The 19,172-nt window shown below is 53.5% G+C and carries 15 protein-coding genes; 11 read left to right on the forward strand and 4 right to left on the reverse strand.

Features of this window, described 5'->3' with window-relative positions; all coding sequences use genetic code 11:
- Positions 1-230 precede the first annotated feature (230 nt).
- On the forward strand, positions 231-1,472 hold the full coding sequence (locus P1X16_RS03460; RefSeq protein WP_277226382.1) for a geranylgeranyl reductase family protein: 1,242 nt from the start codon (positions 231-233) through the stop codon (positions 1,470-1,472).
- Here P1X16_RS03460 and P1X16_RS03465 read toward each other — a convergent pair whose 3' ends face one another.
- Positions 1,473-2,183 (reverse strand): tetratricopeptide repeat protein, encoded by a 711-nt coding sequence (locus P1X16_RS03465; RefSeq protein WP_277226383.1) that lies wholly within the window; start codon positions 2,181-2,183, stop codon positions 1,473-1,475.
- Between the two features lie 542 nt (positions 2,184-2,725).
- Here P1X16_RS03465 and lpdA point away from each other — a divergent pair.
- On the forward strand, positions 2,726-4,120 hold the full coding sequence (lpdA, locus tag P1X16_RS03470) for a dihydrolipoyl dehydrogenase (RefSeq protein ID WP_277226384.1): 1,395 nt from the start codon (positions 2,726-2,728) through the stop codon (positions 4,118-4,120).
- 946 nt (positions 4,121-5,066) lie between these two features.
- Here the strand turns inward: lpdA and argH are convergent.
- A complete protein-coding gene (gene argH / locus P1X16_RS03475; protein ID WP_277226385.1) occupies positions 5,067-6,374 on the reverse strand; it encodes an argininosuccinate lyase in 1,308 nt (435 codons plus the stop codon).
- 182 nt (positions 6,375-6,556) lie between these two features.
- Here argH and P1X16_RS03480 point away from each other — a divergent pair, with 182 nt between their 5' ends.
- The gene (locus P1X16_RS03480; protein WP_277226387.1) at positions 6,557-7,021 is read left to right on the forward strand and encodes a VOC family protein; all 465 of its coding nucleotides are present in this window, start codon (positions 6,557-6,559) and stop codon (positions 7,019-7,021) included.
- A gap of 2 nt (positions 7,022-7,023) precedes the next feature.
- Here the strand turns inward: P1X16_RS03480 and P1X16_RS03485 are convergent, their stop codons facing one another.
- Both P1X16_RS03485 and argB read right to left on the reverse strand, forming a co-directional pair.
- The gene (locus tag P1X16_RS03485) at positions 7,024-8,091 is read right to left on the reverse strand and encodes a M20 family metallo-hydrolase (RefSeq protein WP_277226388.1); all 1,068 of its coding nucleotides are present in this window, start codon (positions 8,089-8,091) and stop codon (positions 7,024-7,026) included.
- Complete coding sequence (gene argB, locus P1X16_RS03490) at positions 8,079-8,861, reverse strand: acetylglutamate kinase (RefSeq protein WP_277226390.1); 783 nt, start codon at positions 8,859-8,861, stop codon at positions 8,079-8,081. The genes P1X16_RS03485 and argB overlap by 13 nt, the downstream gene beginning before the upstream one ends.
- Before the next feature lie 615 nt (positions 8,862-9,476).
- Here argB and P1X16_RS03495 point away from each other — a divergent pair.
- From P1X16_RS03495 to carB, 8 genes are all read left to right on the forward strand, one after another.
- A complete protein-coding gene (locus P1X16_RS03495; RefSeq protein ID WP_277226391.1) occupies positions 9,477-10,055 on the forward strand; it encodes a GNAT family N-acetyltransferase in 579 nt (192 codons plus the stop codon).
- 247 nt (positions 10,056-10,302) lie between these two features.
- On the forward strand, positions 10,303-11,490 hold the full coding sequence (argG, locus tag P1X16_RS03500) for an argininosuccinate synthase (protein ID WP_277226393.1): 1,188 nt from the start codon (positions 10,303-10,305) through the stop codon (positions 11,488-11,490).
- Entirely contained in the window at positions 11,480-12,460 is a 981-nt protein-coding gene (gene argC, locus P1X16_RS03505) for an N-acetyl-gamma-glutamyl-phosphate reductase (RefSeq protein ID WP_277226395.1), read from the forward strand. The genes argG and argC overlap by 11 nt, the downstream gene beginning before the upstream one ends.
- Entirely contained in the window at positions 12,460-13,623 is a 1,164-nt protein-coding gene (locus tag P1X16_RS03510; protein WP_277226397.1) for an aminotransferase class III-fold pyridoxal phosphate-dependent enzyme, read from the forward strand. Before argC ends, P1X16_RS03510 begins: the two co-directional genes overlap by 1 nt.
- 129 nt (positions 13,624-13,752) lie before the next feature.
- Positions 13,753-14,826, forward strand: a complete 1,074-nt coding sequence (carA, locus tag P1X16_RS03515) for a glutamine-hydrolyzing carbamoyl-phosphate synthase small subunit (RefSeq protein ID WP_277226398.1) — start codon at positions 13,753-13,755, stop codon at positions 14,824-14,826.
- 58 nt (positions 14,827-14,884) lie between these two features.
- A complete protein-coding gene (locus P1X16_RS03520; protein ID WP_277226399.1) occupies positions 14,885-15,244 on the forward strand; it encodes a hypothetical protein in 360 nt (119 codons plus the stop codon).
- A 40-nt stretch (positions 15,245-15,284) separates the two neighbouring features.
- Positions 15,285-15,653, forward strand: a complete 369-nt coding sequence (locus P1X16_RS03525; RefSeq protein WP_277226400.1) for a hypothetical protein — start codon at positions 15,285-15,287, stop codon at positions 15,651-15,653.
- 95 nt (positions 15,654-15,748) lie between these two features.
- The gene (gene carB, locus P1X16_RS03530) at positions 15,749-18,979 is read left to right on the forward strand and encodes a carbamoyl-phosphate synthase (glutamine-hydrolyzing) large subunit (RefSeq protein ID WP_277226402.1); all 3,231 of its coding nucleotides are present in this window, start codon (positions 15,749-15,751) and stop codon (positions 18,977-18,979) included.
- Positions 18,980-19,172 lie beyond the last annotated feature (193 nt).

Below are 19,172 nucleotides of genomic sequence, written 5' to 3' on the forward strand. Positions count from 1 at the left end.
ATAGGTTTCTGGTGGGTAGTTTTTGATGTTAAGCGGCTGTCGGGTGATGTATGTGGTGCGCGCTCGTCGACACTAGCCGTCAACCTACACAAATTCACCACCCAAATCCAACCCGCTGTTTCCTTGTGCCAGTGCCGTTTCAAGCGGAACCTGGGCTAAAGCCATGCCCGGGTTGCTCCCAAACGACAAGCAATACACAAGCAGCCGCCAGAGGCGCTACCTTCGCCCTGATGCTCGAAACCGAAATCTGTATTCTGGGTGCCGGACCAGGTGGCGCTACGGCGGCGCTGCACCTCGCCAATGCCGGCCGGTCCTGCCTGCTCCTCGACCGCGCCACCTTCCCCCGCGACAAGGTATGCGGCGATGCGCTAAGCGGGAAAGTGCTGAGCGAGTTGCGCCGCGTTGATGAGTCGTTGCCCGCCCGCCTAGAGGCCGCGCCAGTGCAGCTGCCCTCGTGGGGGATTGATTTCTACGCTCCCAATGGCCGCAAGCTGGCCGTGCCGTTCAAACCCAACTACAACGCCGCCACTGACCATGCCGCCGGCCACATCAGCAAGCGCATCGACTTCGATAACTTCCTGATCGAAGAAGTGCGCCGCCGCCCCGAAATCGAGCTGCGCGAAGGAGTTGACATCAGCCAGCACGAGCAGCAGCCCGACGGTCGGTGGCTACTAAAAGACGCAAGTGGCGTGCCCGTGGCTTTAACGCGGCTACTGTTGGTAGCCAACGGCGCGCAATCGTCGTTTGCGCGGCAGGTTGGAGGCCACGCCTTAGAGCCAGCACACCATTGCGCCGGCCTACGGGCCTACTACCGGGGCGTACGCAACATACATCCCGACAATTTTATCGAGCTACATTTCATCAAGGATTTTCTGCCTGGGTACCTCTGGGTGTTCCCGCTGCCCAACGGTGAGGCCAACGTAGGGGTGGGCATGCTCACCGAGGCTGTATCTAAGAAAAAGGTGAACCTGCGCGAGAAGCTCGCCGACATGCTGGCTACTCATCCGGCCCTTAAAGAGCGTTTTGCCGAAGCCGAGCGGCTAGGGCCAGTTCGAGGCTTTGGGTTGCCGCTGGGCTCGAAGCGCCGCAAACTTTCAGGAGCCAATTTCCTGCTCCTCGGCGACGCCGCCTCCCTCATCGACCCGTTTAGCGGCGAAGGCATCAGCCACGCCATGGTATCGGGCCGGCATGCCGCCGACTGGGCTGGCCGCGCCCTTGCCGCTCAAGAATTCAGCGCCGATTTCCTGACCGGCTACGACAAGGCCGTTTACAATCGTTTAGGCCAGGAGTTGCGTTTGAGCAGAGTCATGCAACGCCTGCTGAATTACCCGTGGCTGTTCAATTTCGTTGCCAACCGCGCCGCCAATAATCCTACCATCGCCGAAACCCTGTCGATGATGTTTTTGGACTTGGATATGCGCGAGCGGCTACGCAAACCAAGCTTTTATTTGAAGCTGCTGGTTGGGAAGTAATTACTTGTCTATGTAGCGCCGCAGGCTTCGCTCAGCCTTCGGGTTGAGTTGGGTGGCCTTTTCTAAATCAGCTTTGGCTTCGGCAGTCTTATTGAGAGAGGCATAACAGATGCCACGATACTCGTAAGCATCAGCATAAGTGGAGTCGAGGCGGATAGCTTCCGAAAAATCGGGAATGGCGGCTCGGAAGTTGAGAGTTTGCATACGGGCCGCCCCACGCCCAAAAAAGGCTTCTTTGTACTCTGGGTTGTGCTGAATAGCTTTTGTTAGGTCGGTTATAGCTGCTGGATATTGCTTCATCTTGAGGCGGTTGAGGCCGCGCTGATAGAGGGCATTGGCAGAAGCAGGAGCTAGGCGTAGCGCCGCGTTGCAATCGGCAATAGCTGCATCGTAGTCTTTCAACTGACTTTTTGCCTTGGCCCGTACCACCAGCATCTGCACGTCGCCAGGGGTACTGGCCAGTAGAGCATTAGCCTCCTCCAGCATCGCCCGGTAATCGTTCGAAGACCTGGTCACCTCCACTGCCGCTTCTGCTGCTGAAGCTGTGGCAGCGTTCGGAGCCGTGGAATTCAGCAACAAAGGCTCGGCTTTCTCGAAGCGAATTGCCCGTTGTGAAGTAGTCGCCTGACTTTGCACCTCCACCGAAGCACATTGCCCGAAAAGCAACGTGCTACCAGCAACAGAGAGCAAAACAAACAGGCGGCGAGACATAAAGCAGCGAAGCGGGAACGGTGAAAAAAAGCAAACGATACACGAAGTAACTTGCAGGTAGTCAACTTTGCATACCAGTCAACTAGTGCAGGCCCGTATTCAAGAAACTGTACTTTCTGTAAAAAGGATGCGCTCAGCGCACCTATTCTACCCATTCTTTGCCACTAAATCAAGAAAAGTAACGCAAGCTTCATCCTACACCGTATTTCTATTTCCTTGCGAACCCGCTAGAAGAGTAGGGCTGCCAGAACACCTTATGGTGCATTCTTCGGCGAACTACCCACCTACCAGCCGTCCACTACGAATATTGTAGTGGTATGCTGTCCTGTCTGGTACATTTCGAAAAGTACCTGATAGCCGGTTCCTGTAAGTCAATTAGCTTCTAGAATTGAAGGTGAGAGCCAGCGTAGAAAGGTATAAGAACTGATGCCTGGTTCTAGCTGTTGGGTAGATGCGTCGTCTGCCTATCTTTGCCCACCCCGTTGGCGTGGCAGTTAGCCCGACGCGGGACTTTCCCTTTTCACCTTCAACCTGAAAACACTATGGCATTGCAATACGACCTGGTCGTGGTCGGCTCCGGGCCGGGCGGCTATGTGGCCGCCATCCGCGCTTCCCAACTTGGTCTGAAAGTCGGCGTCATCGAGCGAGAGTCGCTCGGCGGCATCTGCCTCAACTGGGGCTGCATTCCCACCAAAGCTCTGCTCAAAAGTGCTCAGGTGTTTGAATACCTAAACCACGCCAGCGAATACGGTCTGAAAGCCGATGGCGTGAGCTTCGATTTCAACGCCGTCATCAGCCGCAGCCGTGGCGTGGCCGATGGCATGAGCAAGGGCATCAATTTCCTCTTCAAAAAGAACAAGATCGACGCCATCATGGGCACGGGCAAGCTGCTGGCTCCCGGCAAAGTCGAGCTAACCAAAGCCGACGGCACCAAGGATACGGTAGAAGCCAAGCATATCATTCTGGCTACCGGTGCCCGCGCCCGTCAGCTGCCCAACCTACCCATCGACGACAAGAAAATTATTGGCTACCGCAAAGCCATGAGCCTCGAAAAACAGCCGAAACGCCTCGTAGTGGTGGGTTCGGGTGCCATTGGGGTTGAGTTTGCGTACTTCTACCGCGCCATGGGCTCGGAGGTGACAGTGGTGGAGTATCTACCCCGCATCGTGCCCGTGGAGGACGAAGAAGTATCGCGCCAGATGGAGAAGTCGTTCAAGAAAATGGGCATCAACGTGCTTACCAGCGCCGAGGTAACCAAAGTCGACACCAGCGGCGAAGGCTGCAACGTCACCATCAAAACCGAGAAGGGTGAGCAGCAAATTGCTTGCGATGTGGTGCTAAGCGCCGTTGGCGTGACTACCAACCTGGAAAACATCGGCCTCGAAGAACTTGGTATCAAAGTAGACCGTGGCCGCGTCATCGTCGACGACTACTACCAAACCAACGTGCCCGGCATCTATGCCATTGGCGACATTATTCCAGGGCCCGCGTTGGCACACGTTGCTTCAGCCGAAGGTATTATCTGCGTTGAGAAAATTGCGGGTCACCACCCCGAGCCGCTCAACTACCAGAACATTCCTGGCTGTACGTACGCTACGCCAGAAATTGCTTCTGTTGGCCTCACCGAAGCCGAAGCCAAAAAGCAGGGTTACGACATTTTGGTTGGTAAATTCCCGTTCTCTGCCTCCGGCAAAGCTTCCGCAGGTGGCGTGAAGGATGGCTTCGTGAAAGTTATCTTCGACAAGAAGTACGGCGAGTGGCTAGGTGCCCACATGATTGGCTCGAACGTGACTGAGATGATTGCCGAAGTGGTGGTAGCCCGCAAACTGGAAACTACCGGCCACGAAATCATCAAGTCGGTGCACCCGCACCCCACCATGAGCGAAGCTGTGATGGAAGCCGCTGCCGCAGCTTACGGCGAAGTGATTCACTTGTAAGCTGTAGCCTATAGTCTTATTGAAAGCCCCAACCTTAATTAGGTTGGGGCTTTTTGTTTTTAATAGAATGCTAAGGGGTAAAATGGCCCCGATGAGTCAGTGTCGTTGCGTGCCAACATACAAGGCGCCGTTCAGTTAGCATAGTACGCGCTGGAACTATGCTAGTGCCCTGCCGTATCCTGTTTATTTCGCTCCCACCACTTGCAAGCTCATGAAGCTTTCTTATCGTTTGCTGATCACCTTATTACTGATTGGAGTAGCACTGGTCCTGACGGCCGCACTATTCAAAACGCAGCATTATCCTGGCAGTGACCTATTGATATTGTTGGGATTAGCAATTCAGTTTGTAGCGGGAGTACTAGTCGTCTGGAAGTTCGCCAACAGGTTAGGCAACAAAGAGTAGGTCGCTAGCATACATCAGTTCACTAGCTGATCGTAAATACCAATAACTCATGTAGATGATAGTAGGCCTTAGTAACCTTACCCTAAAAAGGGTTCAATCCAGAGCTGAGCACTGAATTGCACCAACTACACAAGGCTACAGAACTAGCATAGCCACAAACGGAAGCCGGCCGCCTCGACGGGGGTCGAAGCGGCCGGCTACTTGGTTCGAATAGTGGCGAAACAACTGCATCTAGCAAGCTGCCCGGTATTCGAAAATGCTACAGGCGGGGTGGGGTTTGCGCCTGCTCAAACGGAGCGTGGGAATTGGCTACTGGCTAATGGGGGGGATTCATTAGCCGGTAGCGAGAGCAATATTACAAAGATTTTTTTAAACTAGTAAGTGTTAGCTTACTCTTTTTAGTAAGTACATACTCACTTTAAGAAATTCATCAATGCAATCGATTGCTTTTCAAAAACTTATGACTGGATTATTTTTTCAAAAATTTGAAAATATTTTTCTAATGGTAAGTGAGTTAGCCTGAAATCGGCGCCAATGCCTTTCCTAGCGGCCTCGAAGTACTCGACTCTTTTCTCGCACTTGCGCTGCTTTGTCGTGAATTTCGGTTAGCCCTAGGTTGTGAACGCTACCTAAGTGAGTAGTGTGAAACTCACGGTGTGGCACATAGTTACCCTCGTTTACGGCAACTCCTACTTGTTTATACGCTTCGCGGAAAGGTACCCCGGCCTGAATAAGCTGGTTGATGTTTTCAACCGAAAAAACACCGTCATACTTCGACTGATTCAGCAGATCAGGCTTGATCTTAAGTTCTGGCAACGCAAACAGCAGGATGTCGAGGATGTCGAGGAACTGCATCATCGGCTCGAACAGAATCTCCTTTAGAATTTGAAAGTCGCGGTGGTAGCCGCTAGGCAGGTTGTTAGTGGCGAGCATGATGGTGGTGGGCAAACCTTGCAGGGCGTTGCAGCGCGCCCGCACCAGCTCAAACACATCCGGGTTTTTCTTGTGCGGCATAATGCTGGACCCAGTTGTGAAAGCGGCGGGCAATTCCACAAAAGCCAAGTCTTGGCTGTTGTAGAGCACCAGGTCATAGGCCATCTTCGAAAGGGTAGCTCCAACACCCGCCAGTGCGAAAGCCACGGTCTTCTCGGTTTTGCCCCGCAGCATTTGCGCTCCTACCGAACTGACGGCGAGCTGACCGAAGCCCATTTCCTGTGTGGTTTGTTGCCGGTCGATGGGGAAGCTGCTGCCAAAACCAGCCCCCGAGCCTAAGGGGTTTTGGTCGGCTACGGTGTGGGCCGCCTCCAGCAAAGCCAAGTCGAGCAGTAAATGTTCGGCATAGGCAGAAAACCACAAGCCGAAGCTGCTAGGCATAGCTGCTTGAAAGTGGGTGTAGCCGGGCATCAGGTCGGCTTGGTGGGCTTCGGCTTTCTGTAGAAGAACATCAACCAGTGCCATAATCTGGCTGGCTGCTTGCTCGGTGTAGTCTTTCAAGAAAAGCTGGATGGCGGTCAGCACTTGGTCGTTGCGGGAGCGGGCCGTGTGGATCTTCTTGCCGGCGTCGCCAAACTTCTCGGTTAGATAAGCCTCTATTTTCGAGTGGACATCTTCGAAGCTTTCATCGATATTAAAAGTACCTTCCTCTAGTTGTGTTGCCAGCTCAGCCAAGCCTACCTGAAGCTGCTGGTTTTCCTCCGCGGAAATGAGTCCAACTTTGGCCAGCATGCTGGCTTGTGCTTTAGAAGCCTTTACGTCAAACCGCGCTAGATACAGGTCCAGCTCCCGGTCTTTACCAACCGTGAACTGTTCGATTTTCTTGTCAACGGCGATGCCTTTGTCCCAAATTTTCATAAGTCGATTTCTAAAGAAGGCCGTCTGCTGGACTTCCTGATGCTAGGTTTTGCTATGCAAGCTAAGCTGTACGGGCAATGACCCCGACTGTCGCAATTAGCCCTGTTTTTGTCGGTTTAAGCCCCAGGGTGGGGTAAGGTGAGTGGTACTTTAGTGTATCATCCACTAAGCCATAAAACGCCATGCCAAATGTCACCCCGTTTCTGACCTACAATGATAAAGCAGAAGAAGCAGCGAAACTTTACACCAGCCTTTTCAACGATTCGAGTATTACGAAAACTACCTACTACCCCGAAGGCTCACCTATGCCAACGGGCAGCGTAATGACGGTTGAATTTGAATTAAACAAGCAAAAGTATGTGGCGCTTAATGGGGGGCCGCACTTTGCGTTTACCGAGGGGTTCTCATTATCGGTAAGTTGTACAAGTCAGGCCGAGATAGACGAGCTATGGGACAAGCTTACGGCCAATGGTGGCCAGCCAGGCCAGTGTGGGTGGCTCAAAGATCAGTTTGGGGTATCTTGGCAAATCACGCCGGCCAACATGGGGCAGCTGCTGCAAAGCAATGATCCGGCGCGGGGGCAACGCAAAATGGCCGCCATGCTACAGATGCACAAAATCGACATTGCAACGCTGGAGCAAGCCTAATCCTACAACTCCAATCCGTCCAGCAGCGCTATGTAGCCTTGAATCCCGGCTCGTATCTCGCTGAGCAGGATGTACTCATCGGGCGTATGGGAGCGGGCAGAGTCACCAGGACCAATCTTGAGGGTGTCGAATGGCATCATCGATTGGTCCGACAGCGTAGCGGAACCGAACGGTCGGCGGCCTTGGGCTAGACCTTTGCGCACCAGCGGATGATCTAGGGCAATGCGGGAGGAATTGAGGTGCGTAGAGCGAGGCGTAACGTCGGCTCCCACATGCTCCCGAACTAAGTGCACCACTTCCTCATTGCTGTACAACTCGTTGGTGCGCACGTCCACCACAAATTGGCATTTGTCGGGCACTACATTGTGCTGCGAGCCGGCCTGCACCTGCGTGACAGTGGTTTTGACAGGCCCAAGCAACTCCGATACTTTCGGAAACTGGTACTGCTGAAACCACCGAATGTCGGGTATGGCTTTGTAGAGGGCATTGTCGCCCTCGTCGCGGGCGGCGTGGCCGGTGCGGCCGTGGGTCACGCAGTCCAGCACTATCAGGCCTTTTTCGGCAATGGCCATATCCATTTGGGTTGGCTCACCTACAATACCCAAGTCCACTTTTCCGAACTGCGGCAAAACGCTCCGGATACCGCCTGCGCCCGAAACTTCCTCCTCTGCCGTAATGGCGCATAGCAAGTTGAAAGCGGGGCGCTGCTGCTGGAAATACAGGAAAGTGGCCAGTAAACTCACAGCCGAAGCGCCGGCGTCGTTGCTGCCGAGCCCGATCAGCTTATCGCCTTCTAGCACGGCTCCGAACGGGTCATAGGTCCAAGTACTGCCCGGCTTTACGGTGTCGTGGTGGGAGTTGAGCAGCAGGGTAGGGCGGGCGGCATCAAAGTTTGCAGCTACGGCCCACACGTTATGGCCAGCGCGTTGGGGCTGCGCACCATGTGCAGCCAGGAAGTTGAAAATTAGGTCAGCCGTGGCACCTTCTTCCCGCGAGAAAGAAGGCGTTCTGATTAGCTGAATCAGCAGCTGAATAGCCCCTTCGGAAAGACGTTCGATTAGCTCTGGCATAGAATCGTTTTCACGGGCTCGTTGATTTTCAAAGCATTTTCGATGACTACCGTAGCTACTCCAGCTTCCAACGCAGCAAAGGCGTTGTCAAGTTTGGGTATCATGCCGGCGGCAATTATGCCCTCTGCCTTCAGGGCCTGGTACTGCTCTGGTGTAATGAGCGGAATCACCGAGGACTCGTCGTTGATATTGGTCAGCACGCCATCTTTCTCGAAGCAGAAATGCAGCTCCACCGTGTACGAGCCCGCTAAAGCACGAGCCAGAGTGCTGGCAATAGTATCGGCGTTGGTGTTGAGCAATTGGCCGTGGCCGTCGTGGGTGATGGCGCAGAAAATAGGGGTAAGGCCAGCTTCAAGCAGTTGCTTCAGCAAGGAAGTATTGATGCTCTGCTCATTCAGGTCGCCCACGAATCCGTAGTCGATGCTGCGCACGGGGCGCTTGGTAGCCAGTATGGCGTTGCCATCGGCGCCCGAGAGGCCGAGGGCGTTAACGCCCTGCTCTTGCAGCAGCGCCACCACTTGCTTGTTGGTTTTGCCGGCGTAGAACATTGTCACAATATCAAGGGTGGCGGCGTCGGTGATGCGGCGGCCTTCCACCATCTGCGGCTCTATGCCAAGGCGGCTTAGCATTTGGCTGGCACCCTTGCCGCCGCCGTGCACTAGTATTTTGGGACCTTCGATGCGCGCCAACTCGCCAAGAAAATAGCGGAGTTGCGATTCGTCGTCGATAATGCCACCCCCTATTTTGAATATTTTCAGGACTTTGCTCATAAGTAGATTAAGGTGAAACGGGGCGCTGACGGCCAAAAATGCGAGAATCTAGCCTCGCGTGCGGCCCTTCAAAATAGAAGGCCAGGATTGCTAAAGGTTTTTTAACATAGAGCCGGCAAAGTTTCCAAAAAAAAACATCTAGTTTTGCAACGATTTAGCGGTTCTAATGATTTAAACCGCAGAAACACTTACGCCGCTCCGCGGCATTTGTCATGGTTCGTCTCTCCTCTCATGTGCTTGTGCTACGACCCACGCTGGTCGTGCGAATCATGCCAGCTTAAGAGCTGGCTGCACTGTTTCGCCTGCGTTTTTAGCCACGCTAAAAACCGGCACGGGGCCTTCCCTAGAACTACCCCGGTTGAAGAGAACATCTACGAATAACCAACTGACACGAGTGTAAGCCTTACTTAGTAGTATGCTTTTTCTGGCGAGCTATCAGCCAGAACGGCCTCCCCTAATCCGCGAAGTTATTCTCTTCGGTTTCAGGATTTTTCCCATAAACCGGTCTTTTTCCCGGTTGCCAAGCTGCTTCACTCGTAAGTAGTTTAAACTTTCTCTCCATTCGTCTTTCCGAGTCCGTTGTCTGATAGGCAGGCAACTAACCGAGCTTTGACCATGATTTTACGCGTAGCCAATGCTGCCGACGCGCAGTATGTGGAAACCCTTTGTCAATGGTATGAGGAATCTGCCAAACAGCGCGGCGTAGGCATCGCCAAGCGAGACCCTAACTATCTGATTAAGAAGATGGATAGAGGTGACTCCATTATTGCTTTCATCGACGATCAGCTGGCTGGCTTCTGCTACATCGAAACCTTCGAGGACAACAAGTTTGTGGTCAACTCGGGATTGATAGTGAACACCGAGCTGCGCAAGGAGGGATTAGGCCGCGCTATCAAGCACGAGGTGTTCAAGCTCTCCCGAACCAAGTATCCGCAGGCTAAGATTTTCGGTATCACGACCAGCATGGCTGTGATGAAAATCAACACCGAGCTCGGTTACAAGCCCGTCACGTTCACCGAGCTAACGCAAAGCGACGACTTCTGGAAAGGCTGCTCGAGCTGCAAGAACTACGGCATCTTGATGGAAAATCAGCGCAAAATGTGTCTGTGCACCGGCATGGTCTACGACACGCTGAACGACCAGTACAGTCAGCCGGCACAAGCCAGCATCGAAATCTTAAATCAAGAGAAGTGAGTGTAAATTTGGCGGCAAATCTCGCCTGCTGACTTTGCCAAGGTCACTGTCAGGCTAAGTGGAGCCGAAGCATCTCGCCGGTGTGGTAAATACCACTCCTATGTCAGCATGCGAGATGCTTCGGCTCCGCTCAGCATGACGCTCAGGATAAATAATGTCACTATTGTGAAGGCTTCAGTAAGTGAATGCTAGGCGAAGCATGCCGTTCTTTACTGTTCACCTCTCGGTTCTTACTTCTAACTAACGAATGAAAAAGGTAGTTTTAGCGTACAGCGGCGGCTTGGATACGTCTTATTGCGTGGTGTACCTGACCCGCGAATTGGGTCTGGAGGTGCACACGGTTATTGTCAACTCGGGTGGTTTCTCTGAGGAGGAACTAGCCGCCATCGAGAAGCGAGCCTACGAATTGGGCTCGACCAAGCACGAGGTGATTGACGTAACCGAGCGATTCTACCACGACTGCCTGCGCTACCTTATTTTCGGCAATATCCTGAAGAACGACACGTATCCGCTGAGCGTAAGTGCAGAGCGCATGTTCCAGTCGCTGGCGTTGGCTGAGTATGCCCGCGAGCACAAGGCCGACTACATTGCCCACGGCAGCACCGGCGCTGGCAACGACCAAGTGCGTTTCGATGTGGCGTTTTCGGTGATTTCGCCTAACACCGAAATCATTACGCCCATCCGCGACCTGAAACTGTCGCGCCAGGCAGAAATCGACTTCCTGAATCAGCACGGTTTCGAAATGAGCTGGGAAAAGGCCAAGTACTCTATCAACAAGGGTATTTGGGGTACCAGCGTGGGTGGCGTCGAAACATTGACTTCCAACCAAGCGCTGCCAGAGTCGGCTTATCCAACCCAAATCAGTGCCACAGAGCCGGTTAACGTGGAAATAACCTTCGAGAAGGGCGAGCCGGTTGCGCTGAACGGTCAGACGATGAAGCCGGTGCAGCTCATTCAGGAGCTAAACGACATGGCGGGCAAATACGCCATTGGCCGTGATATCCACGTCGGCGATACCATCCTCGGCATCAAGGGTCGGGTGGGTTTTGAAGCACCAGCACCGCTGATTTTGCTGAAGGGCCACCACTTGCTGGAAAAGCACACCTCGTCGCGCTGGCAACTGCTGCACAAAGACTACATCGCCAACTGGTATGGCACGCTGCTACACGAAGCGCAGTACCTCGACCCGGTGATGCGCGATATGGAAGCCTTCCTGACGTCGTCGCAGGAGCGGGTGTCGGGCAAGGTGTTCGTTACGCTGAAGCCCTACCAGTTCGAGCTGCAAGGCATCGAGTCGAAGTACGATATGATGCGCTCGAAAGTAGCCACCTACGGCGAGGAAAACGACGCCTGGGACGGCCGCGACGCCAAGGGCTTCATCAAAATTTTCAGCAATCAATTGCGCATTCACTCTTCCTTCAACGATGAAAATTAAGGTCGGCATTGTGGGCGGCGCGGGCTACACGGCCGGCGAGCTACTCCGCATCCTGCTGCATCACGAATACGTGGAGTTGGGCGCTATTGTCAGTTCTTCCAACGCGGGCAATCCGGTGTACCAGGTGCACGACGATTTGGTGGGGGAAACAGACTTGGTGTTTGCCTCGGAGTTGGCAGGAGACGAGGACGTAGTATTTTTGTGCCTCGGGCACGGCAACTCCCGTGCTTTCCTGGAAAAGACGCCCTTGGCCGCTACTACCCACGTCATCGACTTGAGCAACGACTTCCGTTTGGAAGCCGACCAGGAATTTGCCGATAGAGAATTCGTCTACGGATTGCCAGAACTGAACAAGAGCCGTATCCAGCAGGCGCAGAGCATTGCCAATCCGGGCTGCTTTGCCACCGCCATTCAGCTGGCCTTGTTACCGTTGGCTGCTGCGGGCAAGCTGACTGATGACGTACACGTGTCGGCTATTACGGGCTCTACGGGCGCAGGACAAAGCTTATCGGAAACAGTGCATTTCTCGTGGCGCACCAACAATGTGTCTATCTACAAGCCTTTTTCGCACCAGCACTTGGGCGAGATAGGGGAGAGCTTGGCACAGTTGCAGCCGCAGTTGGAAATGGATATTCACTTCATTCCGTACCGGGGAAACTTTTCGCGCGGTATTTTTGCCAGCGTGTATACACCATCTGACCTGACGCAGGACGAGGCTCGACAACTATTTAAAGACTTTTACGCCGACGCGCCGTTCACTACGGTGTCGGATAAGGAGCTGCATCTGAAGCAGGTAGTTAATACCAACAAGTGCCTGCTGCACGTGCAGAAGTTCGGCAAGCAACTGCTGATTACTTCGGTTATTGATAATCTGGTGAAGGGCGCTTCCGGGCAAGCCATCCAGAACATGAATTTGCTGTTCGGTCTGCCGGAAACGACGGGCCTTCACCTCAAATCAGTGCTTTTGTAATGGAGCTTTTCAACGTATATCCGCTCGTCAACATCACGCCGGTTAAGGCGCTGGGAGCGAAGCTTTGGGACGACAAAGGCCAGGAATACCTGGATTTCTACGGCGGCCACGCCGTAATTTCCATCGGCCACAGCCACCCGCACTACGTGCAGCGCCTCACTGAGCAGTTGCAGAACATCGGCTTCTATTCCAATTCTGTACAGATTCCGATTCAGACGCAATTGGCGCGCAAGCTTGGTGAGGTATCAGGCTACGACGACTACACGCTGTTCCTGTGCAACTCTGGCGCCGAAGCCAACGAGAATGCACTGAAGCTGGCCTCGTTCCACACCGGCAAAAATCACGTCATTGCCTTCAAAGGTGCGTTTCACGGCCGGACTTCCGGCGCGGTAGCGGCCACCGATAATCCGAAAATTGTGGCGCCCTTCAACGCAGGCCATGCCATTTCCTTTGTGCCGTACGAGCTAAGCGAAGTGGAGCGGGTGATGCAGGCAGGCGACGTATGCGCCGTTATCATCGAGCCAATTCAGGGCGTGGGTGGCATCATTATGCCTTCCGACGAGTTTTTGGTGGGACTAGGCGCGCTCTGCCAAAAGCACGGCGTGCTGCTGATTGCCGATGAGGTGCAGAGCGGCTACGGCCGCAGCGGTAAGTTCTTCGCGCATCAACACGCCGGCATTAAGCCCGATATTATTTCGGTGGCAAAGGGCATGGGCAACGGCTTCCCTATCGGCGGCATCCTCATTGCGCCGGAGTTGAAAGCGTCTTACGGGTTGTTGGGTACTACTTTCGGTGGCAACCATCTGGCCTGCGCCGCTGCGCTGGCTGTGCTGGAAGTTATTGAAGACGAAAACCTGTTGCAGCACGCCACCGAACTCGGCAACTACTTGCGCACCGAGCTAGAAGCTAATTCCGGGGCCGAAGAAATTCGTGGGCGGGGCCTGATGGTAGGTATCAAGTACGACTTTCCTATAAAGGACGTACGTGACAAACTGCTGACCGAGCACCACATCTTCGTCGGCAATGCTTCCGACCCGACGGTGCTTCGCCTACTGCCACCGCTTAATATAACGAAGGCAGAAGTCGACCGATTCTTACACGCGCTGTACGAACTAACCGGCAAATCGGTAGCCATTATTCAGGAGCCTTCGGCATTGGACTAGCATTTAGAGCTGTAGTTTTTCTTCCTTTTGGAGAAAGGCTACAGCTCTAAAAATATAGCCTTGTGCTGCTTATCCATGGTTCTGTAGAGAGCAAGATTTCACTACTAATATTTCCATCAACTGATACTGATGAAGCAAGTAAAGCTGGTGCTAGAAGACGGCACCGAAATCGAGGGTACTGGATTTGGCGCCCACACATCGGCCGCAGGCGAAGTGGTGTTTAGCACGGCCATGACAGGCTACCCCGAAAACCTCACCGACCCATCTTTTGCCGGCCAGATTCTGGTGCTGACTTACCCCATGGTGGGTAACTACGGTGTGCCCGGCGAAGAACTGTACGAGTCGATTTCCAAGATTTTCGAGTCCGACAAGATTCATATTGCCGGGCTAGTGGTCAACTACTACTCGGAAGAGCATAGCCACTGGAACGCCACCAAGAGCCTCGGCGACTGGCTAGCCGAGTACAACATTCCCGGCATTTTCGGGGTGGATACCCGCATGCTCACCAAGAAGCTGCGCGAGAAAGGGGCTATGCTTGGTAAGATTGTGGCCGAGGAAGACATTCCCCTCCACGACCCCAACCAAGACAACCTAGTAGCCCAAGTGAGCCCACCCGGCGTGCAGCACTATGGCAAAGGCCAACACAAAATCGTGCTGGTAGACTGCGGCACCAAAACCAACATCATCCGCTGCTTCCTCACCCGCGACGTAGAGTTGATTCGCGTGCCCTGGGATTATGACTTCAACACAATCGACTACGACGGCCTGTTCCTAAGCAACGGCCCCGGCGACCCGAAAATGTGCGAGGCCACCATCAGCCACCTGCAAACTGCCTTGCAACAGGACAAGCCCATCTTCGGCATCTGCCTAGGCAACCAACTCATGGGCCTGGCCGCGGGCGGCGACACATTCAAGCTGAAATACGGTCACCGCAGCCACAACCAGCCCGTGTTGCTCTCTGGTACCAAGCGTAGCTACATCACCTCCCAAAACCACGGCTTCGCGCTGGACACCGATACGCTGCCCGACGAATGGACAATGCTGTTTGAGAACCTAAATGATGGCACCTGCGAAGGCATCAAGCACAAAACCAAGCCGTTCTTCTCCACCCAATTCCACCCCGAAGCCGCTGGCGGCCCCGAGGATACGGAATACTTGTTTGACGACTTCCTAAAAGCGGTGGAGGAGTATAAGCAACGCTAATCCTAACTCTGCCTTCTCTTTAATGGAAGCTTTACCGCACATGATTAAATAGCTGTCTATGGTTGAAAACAATGAAAAGTGGCACCAGATACGCCTTCGCTTGGCGGAGTTTCCGCCACACTTTCATTCCAAGAAAACCATAGAGTTATTAGATGCTTGTAGGGCTTCTAAGCTTCTCCACCAGTTGCTGCCATATATCAGTTTAGGGCGAATGGGCTTGCAACGGTATGATACTTATGCTCGTGGACAAGCTGACCAATTTGTGTGCTTGTACTTTCATCAAAATCAGTACACTGTTTCAAGCTATGACAATACCGAAAAACGGTATTTCAACAGCCCACAAGCAGCTATTAGTTTTGTAGAGAAGAACCTCGACAAGGAAAACCCTTTTGAAACATCGTCTTCAGTAGAAGTTTAGAAAGCATAGGCATTCATTCGACCGTCATCGCACTACTCTCATGCAAGCGAAAACTAGAGGTTTCCCAAACTGGGGATATCTGTTATTAGGTGCTCTGGCTTTCGCTACGTTCTATTTTGTTAAGAACATGGGACAGCGGACGATCATGAAAGCAGTGCTTGGTAAGCCGGCCGATCTGATTGCTACAGCCATGAGTTCGGCCAAGGCTTCTTCTAGGATAACCAGTAGAACTGGAAAAATAACCGGCAAAAACTTTAGGGTTCAGAAACTGAATTCTAAAGGAGATTCTCTTGCCTTTCAATTCTTTTTGAAAGGGGAGTACTCCAATGCAACTATCAAGCTCTGGATGGTCAGACGACCTTCTGGTGAATGGAAAACAGTCAAAAGCGACACCCTCTTTACCAAGTAGATAACCTGCCCCACGTAAGCAATAAGCGGTAGCCGGATTGGTCCGGCTACTTTTTAACATGACCGCTCTGCTGGTCTGTTCTCTCAACTCTAAGAATGGAAAAACCCAACAAAGTTCTTGTCCTCGGTTCCGGCGCACTTAAGATTGGCGAGGCCGGAGAATTTGATTATTCCGGCTCGCAGGCGCTCAAAGCGCTGAAAGAGGAAGGCATTCGCACCATCCTCATCAACCCCAACATTGCTACGGTACAAACATCGGACAACATTGCTGACGATGTGTACTTCCTTCCTGTGACGCCTTTCTTCGTGGAGGAAGTCATCAAGAAAGAAAAACCCGACGGCATTTTGGTGGCATTTGGGGGACAAACCGCTCTGAACTGCGCCGTGGCTTTGTTCCGCGGTGGCGTGTTCGAGAAGTACGGAGTGAAGGTGCTAGGTACCCCGGTGCAGTCTATAATAGATACGGAGGATCGGGATATTTTCAAGGACAAGCTCGACCAAATTGGAGTTTTCACAGCCCGCAGCGTGGCCGTGACGACGATGGAAGACGCTCTGGCAGCTGGTGAGAAAATCGGCTTCCCCATTATCGTGCGGGCGGCGTTTGCGCTGGGCGGCCTGGGTAGTGGTTTCGCCAACAACATGGACGAGCTGCGGGCCCTGGCTCAGAAATCCTTCACCACTTCCGACCAGATTCTGGTGGAAGAATCGTTGAAGGGCTGGAAGGAAGTGGAGTATGAAGTGGTGCGTGACCAGTATGATAACTGCATCACGGTCTGCAACATGGAGAACTTTGACCCCATTGGTATTCACACCGGGGAAAGCATTGTGGTGGCGCCTTCGCAGACGCTAAGCAACCGCGAGTACCACAAGCTGCGCAGCATCGGCATCAAAACGATTCGCCACCTCGGTATTGTGGGTGAGTGCAACATTCAATACGCACTGGACCCCGTTTCCGAGGACTACCGCGTAATTGAAGTGAATGCCCGTTTGTCGCGCTCCTCGGCGCTGGCTTCCAAGGCCACGGGCTATCCGCTGGCGTTTGTGGCCGCCAAGCTGAGCTTGGGCTACTCGCTGTCGGAGTTGAAAAACAGCGTAACACAGACCACAACGGCGTTTTTCGAGCCAGCCCTGGATTATGTAGTAGTGAAGCTGCCACGCTGGGACTTGGGCAAGTTTGAGGGCGTAAACCGGCAGATTGGCAGTGCCATGAAGAGCGTGGGCGAAGTGATGGCCATTGGCAAATCCTTCGAAGAAGCTATTCAGAAGGGATTGCGCATGCTAGACACGGGCAAGCGCGGCTTCGTGGCCAACCGGCCCGAAACCGTCAGCAATTCCACCATCGACAGACTGCTGAGCGAACCCAACGAGGAGCGCATCTTTGCCATCAACCTAGCCTTCGAGGCTGGTTATACGCTCGACCAAGTGCACGACTTGACGCGCATCGACCACTGGTTTTTGCAGCGTCTGTACACCATTTTCCAGCTCGGCAACCAACTCGCGGCACTGCGGGGCACTGGCCTCGACGCTCTAGAAACAACGTTGTTGCGGGATGCCAAGAAAGCCGGCTTCTCCGACCAGCAAATAGCCGTGAAGCTGCTCGGGGAGGGCGACGTAAAAGGCGACGAACTACTGGTGCGCGCCCGCCGCAAAGCACTAGGCGTGTTGCCGGTTATCAAGCAGATTGACACGCTGGCGGCTGAATTTCCAGCGAAAACCAACTACCTCTACAGCACTTACCACGGCACCGAAAACGACTTGGCGCCCGAGACGGATAAGTCGGTGATGGTGCTGGGGTCGGGTGTGTACCGGATTGGTAGCTCCGTGGAGTTCGACTGGTGCGGCGTAAATGCGGTGCAAACAGCGGCCGAAGAAGGCTACAAAACCATCATTCTCAACTACAACCCGGAAACCGTTTCGACCGACTACGACGTGTCGGACCGGCTGTATTTCGAGGAACTAAGTTTCGAGCGGGTGATGGATATTCTGGAATTCGAGCAGCCGGAGGGCCTCATTCTCTCCACCGGTGGCCAGATTCCTAACAACTTAGCTACCCGCCTGCAAGAGGCGCAGGCACCCATTTTGGGTACCTCGCCTTCTCGCATCGACGAAGCTGAAAACCGCCACAAGTTCTCCAGCATCATGGACGAGCTAGGCATTGCGCAGCCGCGTTGGAAGGAGCTGACTTCGATGGACGCCATGTTCGAGTTCGTGAAGGAAGTAGGCTACCCCGTGCTAATTCGGCCTTCGTATGTACTGTCGGGCGCGGCCATGAACGTGGTTTCCAATGCTTTCGAGATGGAATCGTACCTCCGAGCGGCTACGGAAGTGAGTGCCGAGTATCCGGTGGTGGTGTCGGAGTTCATGCAGGAAGCCAAGGAAATAGAGTTGGACGCCGTAGCGGCCAAAGGCGAAATCGTGAGCTACGCCATTTCCGAGCACGTGGAATTTGCGGGCGTGCACTCCGGCGACGCTACCATGTACTACCCGCCGCAGAAGGTATATGTGCGCACTATTCGCAAGCTGAAAATCATTGCCGAGAAGGTGGCCAAACGTTACCAAATCAGCGGTCCATTTAACATTCAGTTTCTGGAGAAAGACGGCGAAATCCGGGTGATTGAGTGCAACATCCGCGCTTCCCGTAGCTTCCCGTTTGTGTCGAAAGTATCGGGCAACAACATGATCAAGAAGGCCACGAAAGTGCTGCTTGGCTTGAAAGTAGAGCGCGACGAGAGCGAGCGGGTGTACGACCTGCCATTTGTGGGCGTGAAAGCGCCGCAGTTCTCGTTCACGCGTCTTCCCGGTGCCGACCCCGTACTGCGCGTCGATATGGTATCGACTGGCGAGGTAGGCTGCCTAGGCGACACGGCCGAAGAGGCGTTGCTGAAGTCGATGCTGAGCGTGGGCTACAAGATTCCGCAGAAAACGGTGTTGATTTCTGGTGGGCCTATCAAGTCGAAAGTGGCTTTGCTGTCGGCCACGGAGTTGCTGGTGAAGCGTGGCTACATCATCTACGCTACGCAGGGCACGCACCGTTTCTTCGCCGAAAACAACGTGCCGAGCAGCCTGCTCTTCTGGCCCGACGACCACGTTGAGCCCAACGTGCTGACGTATCTGAAAGAGAAGAAAATCGACTTGGTTATCAACATTCCCAAGAACCTGTCGAAGGGCGAACTGGACAACGACTACAAAATCCGCCGCACGGCCATTGACTTCGGTATTCCGCTGCTAACCAATGCTCGCTTGGCCAAGTCGTTTATCCAAGCCTTCTGCACGCTGAAACTAGATGACTTGAAGATCAAGAGCTGGAATGAGTATAAGGCGAAGTAAGTAAAGTCTCGAAAAAGAGTTGAGCAACTTAAAGCCATTTAAGTTGCTCAACTCTTTTTAGGGGAATATGTCTTGTACTTTGCTGAATGGCTAAAAGGATACTTGTTACGGCTCTGATTCTAGCAGTAGGTTGTTTTATACTCTTGATTGGTGTTGACAACACTTGGTTAATACAACCCTTAAAAGCATCTGC

Origin of the sequence: Hymenobacter sp. YC55 (assembly GCF_029433095.1) — a bacterium.
Classification (GTDB): domain Bacteria; phylum Bacteroidota; class Bacteroidia; order Cytophagales; family Hymenobacteraceae; genus Hymenobacter.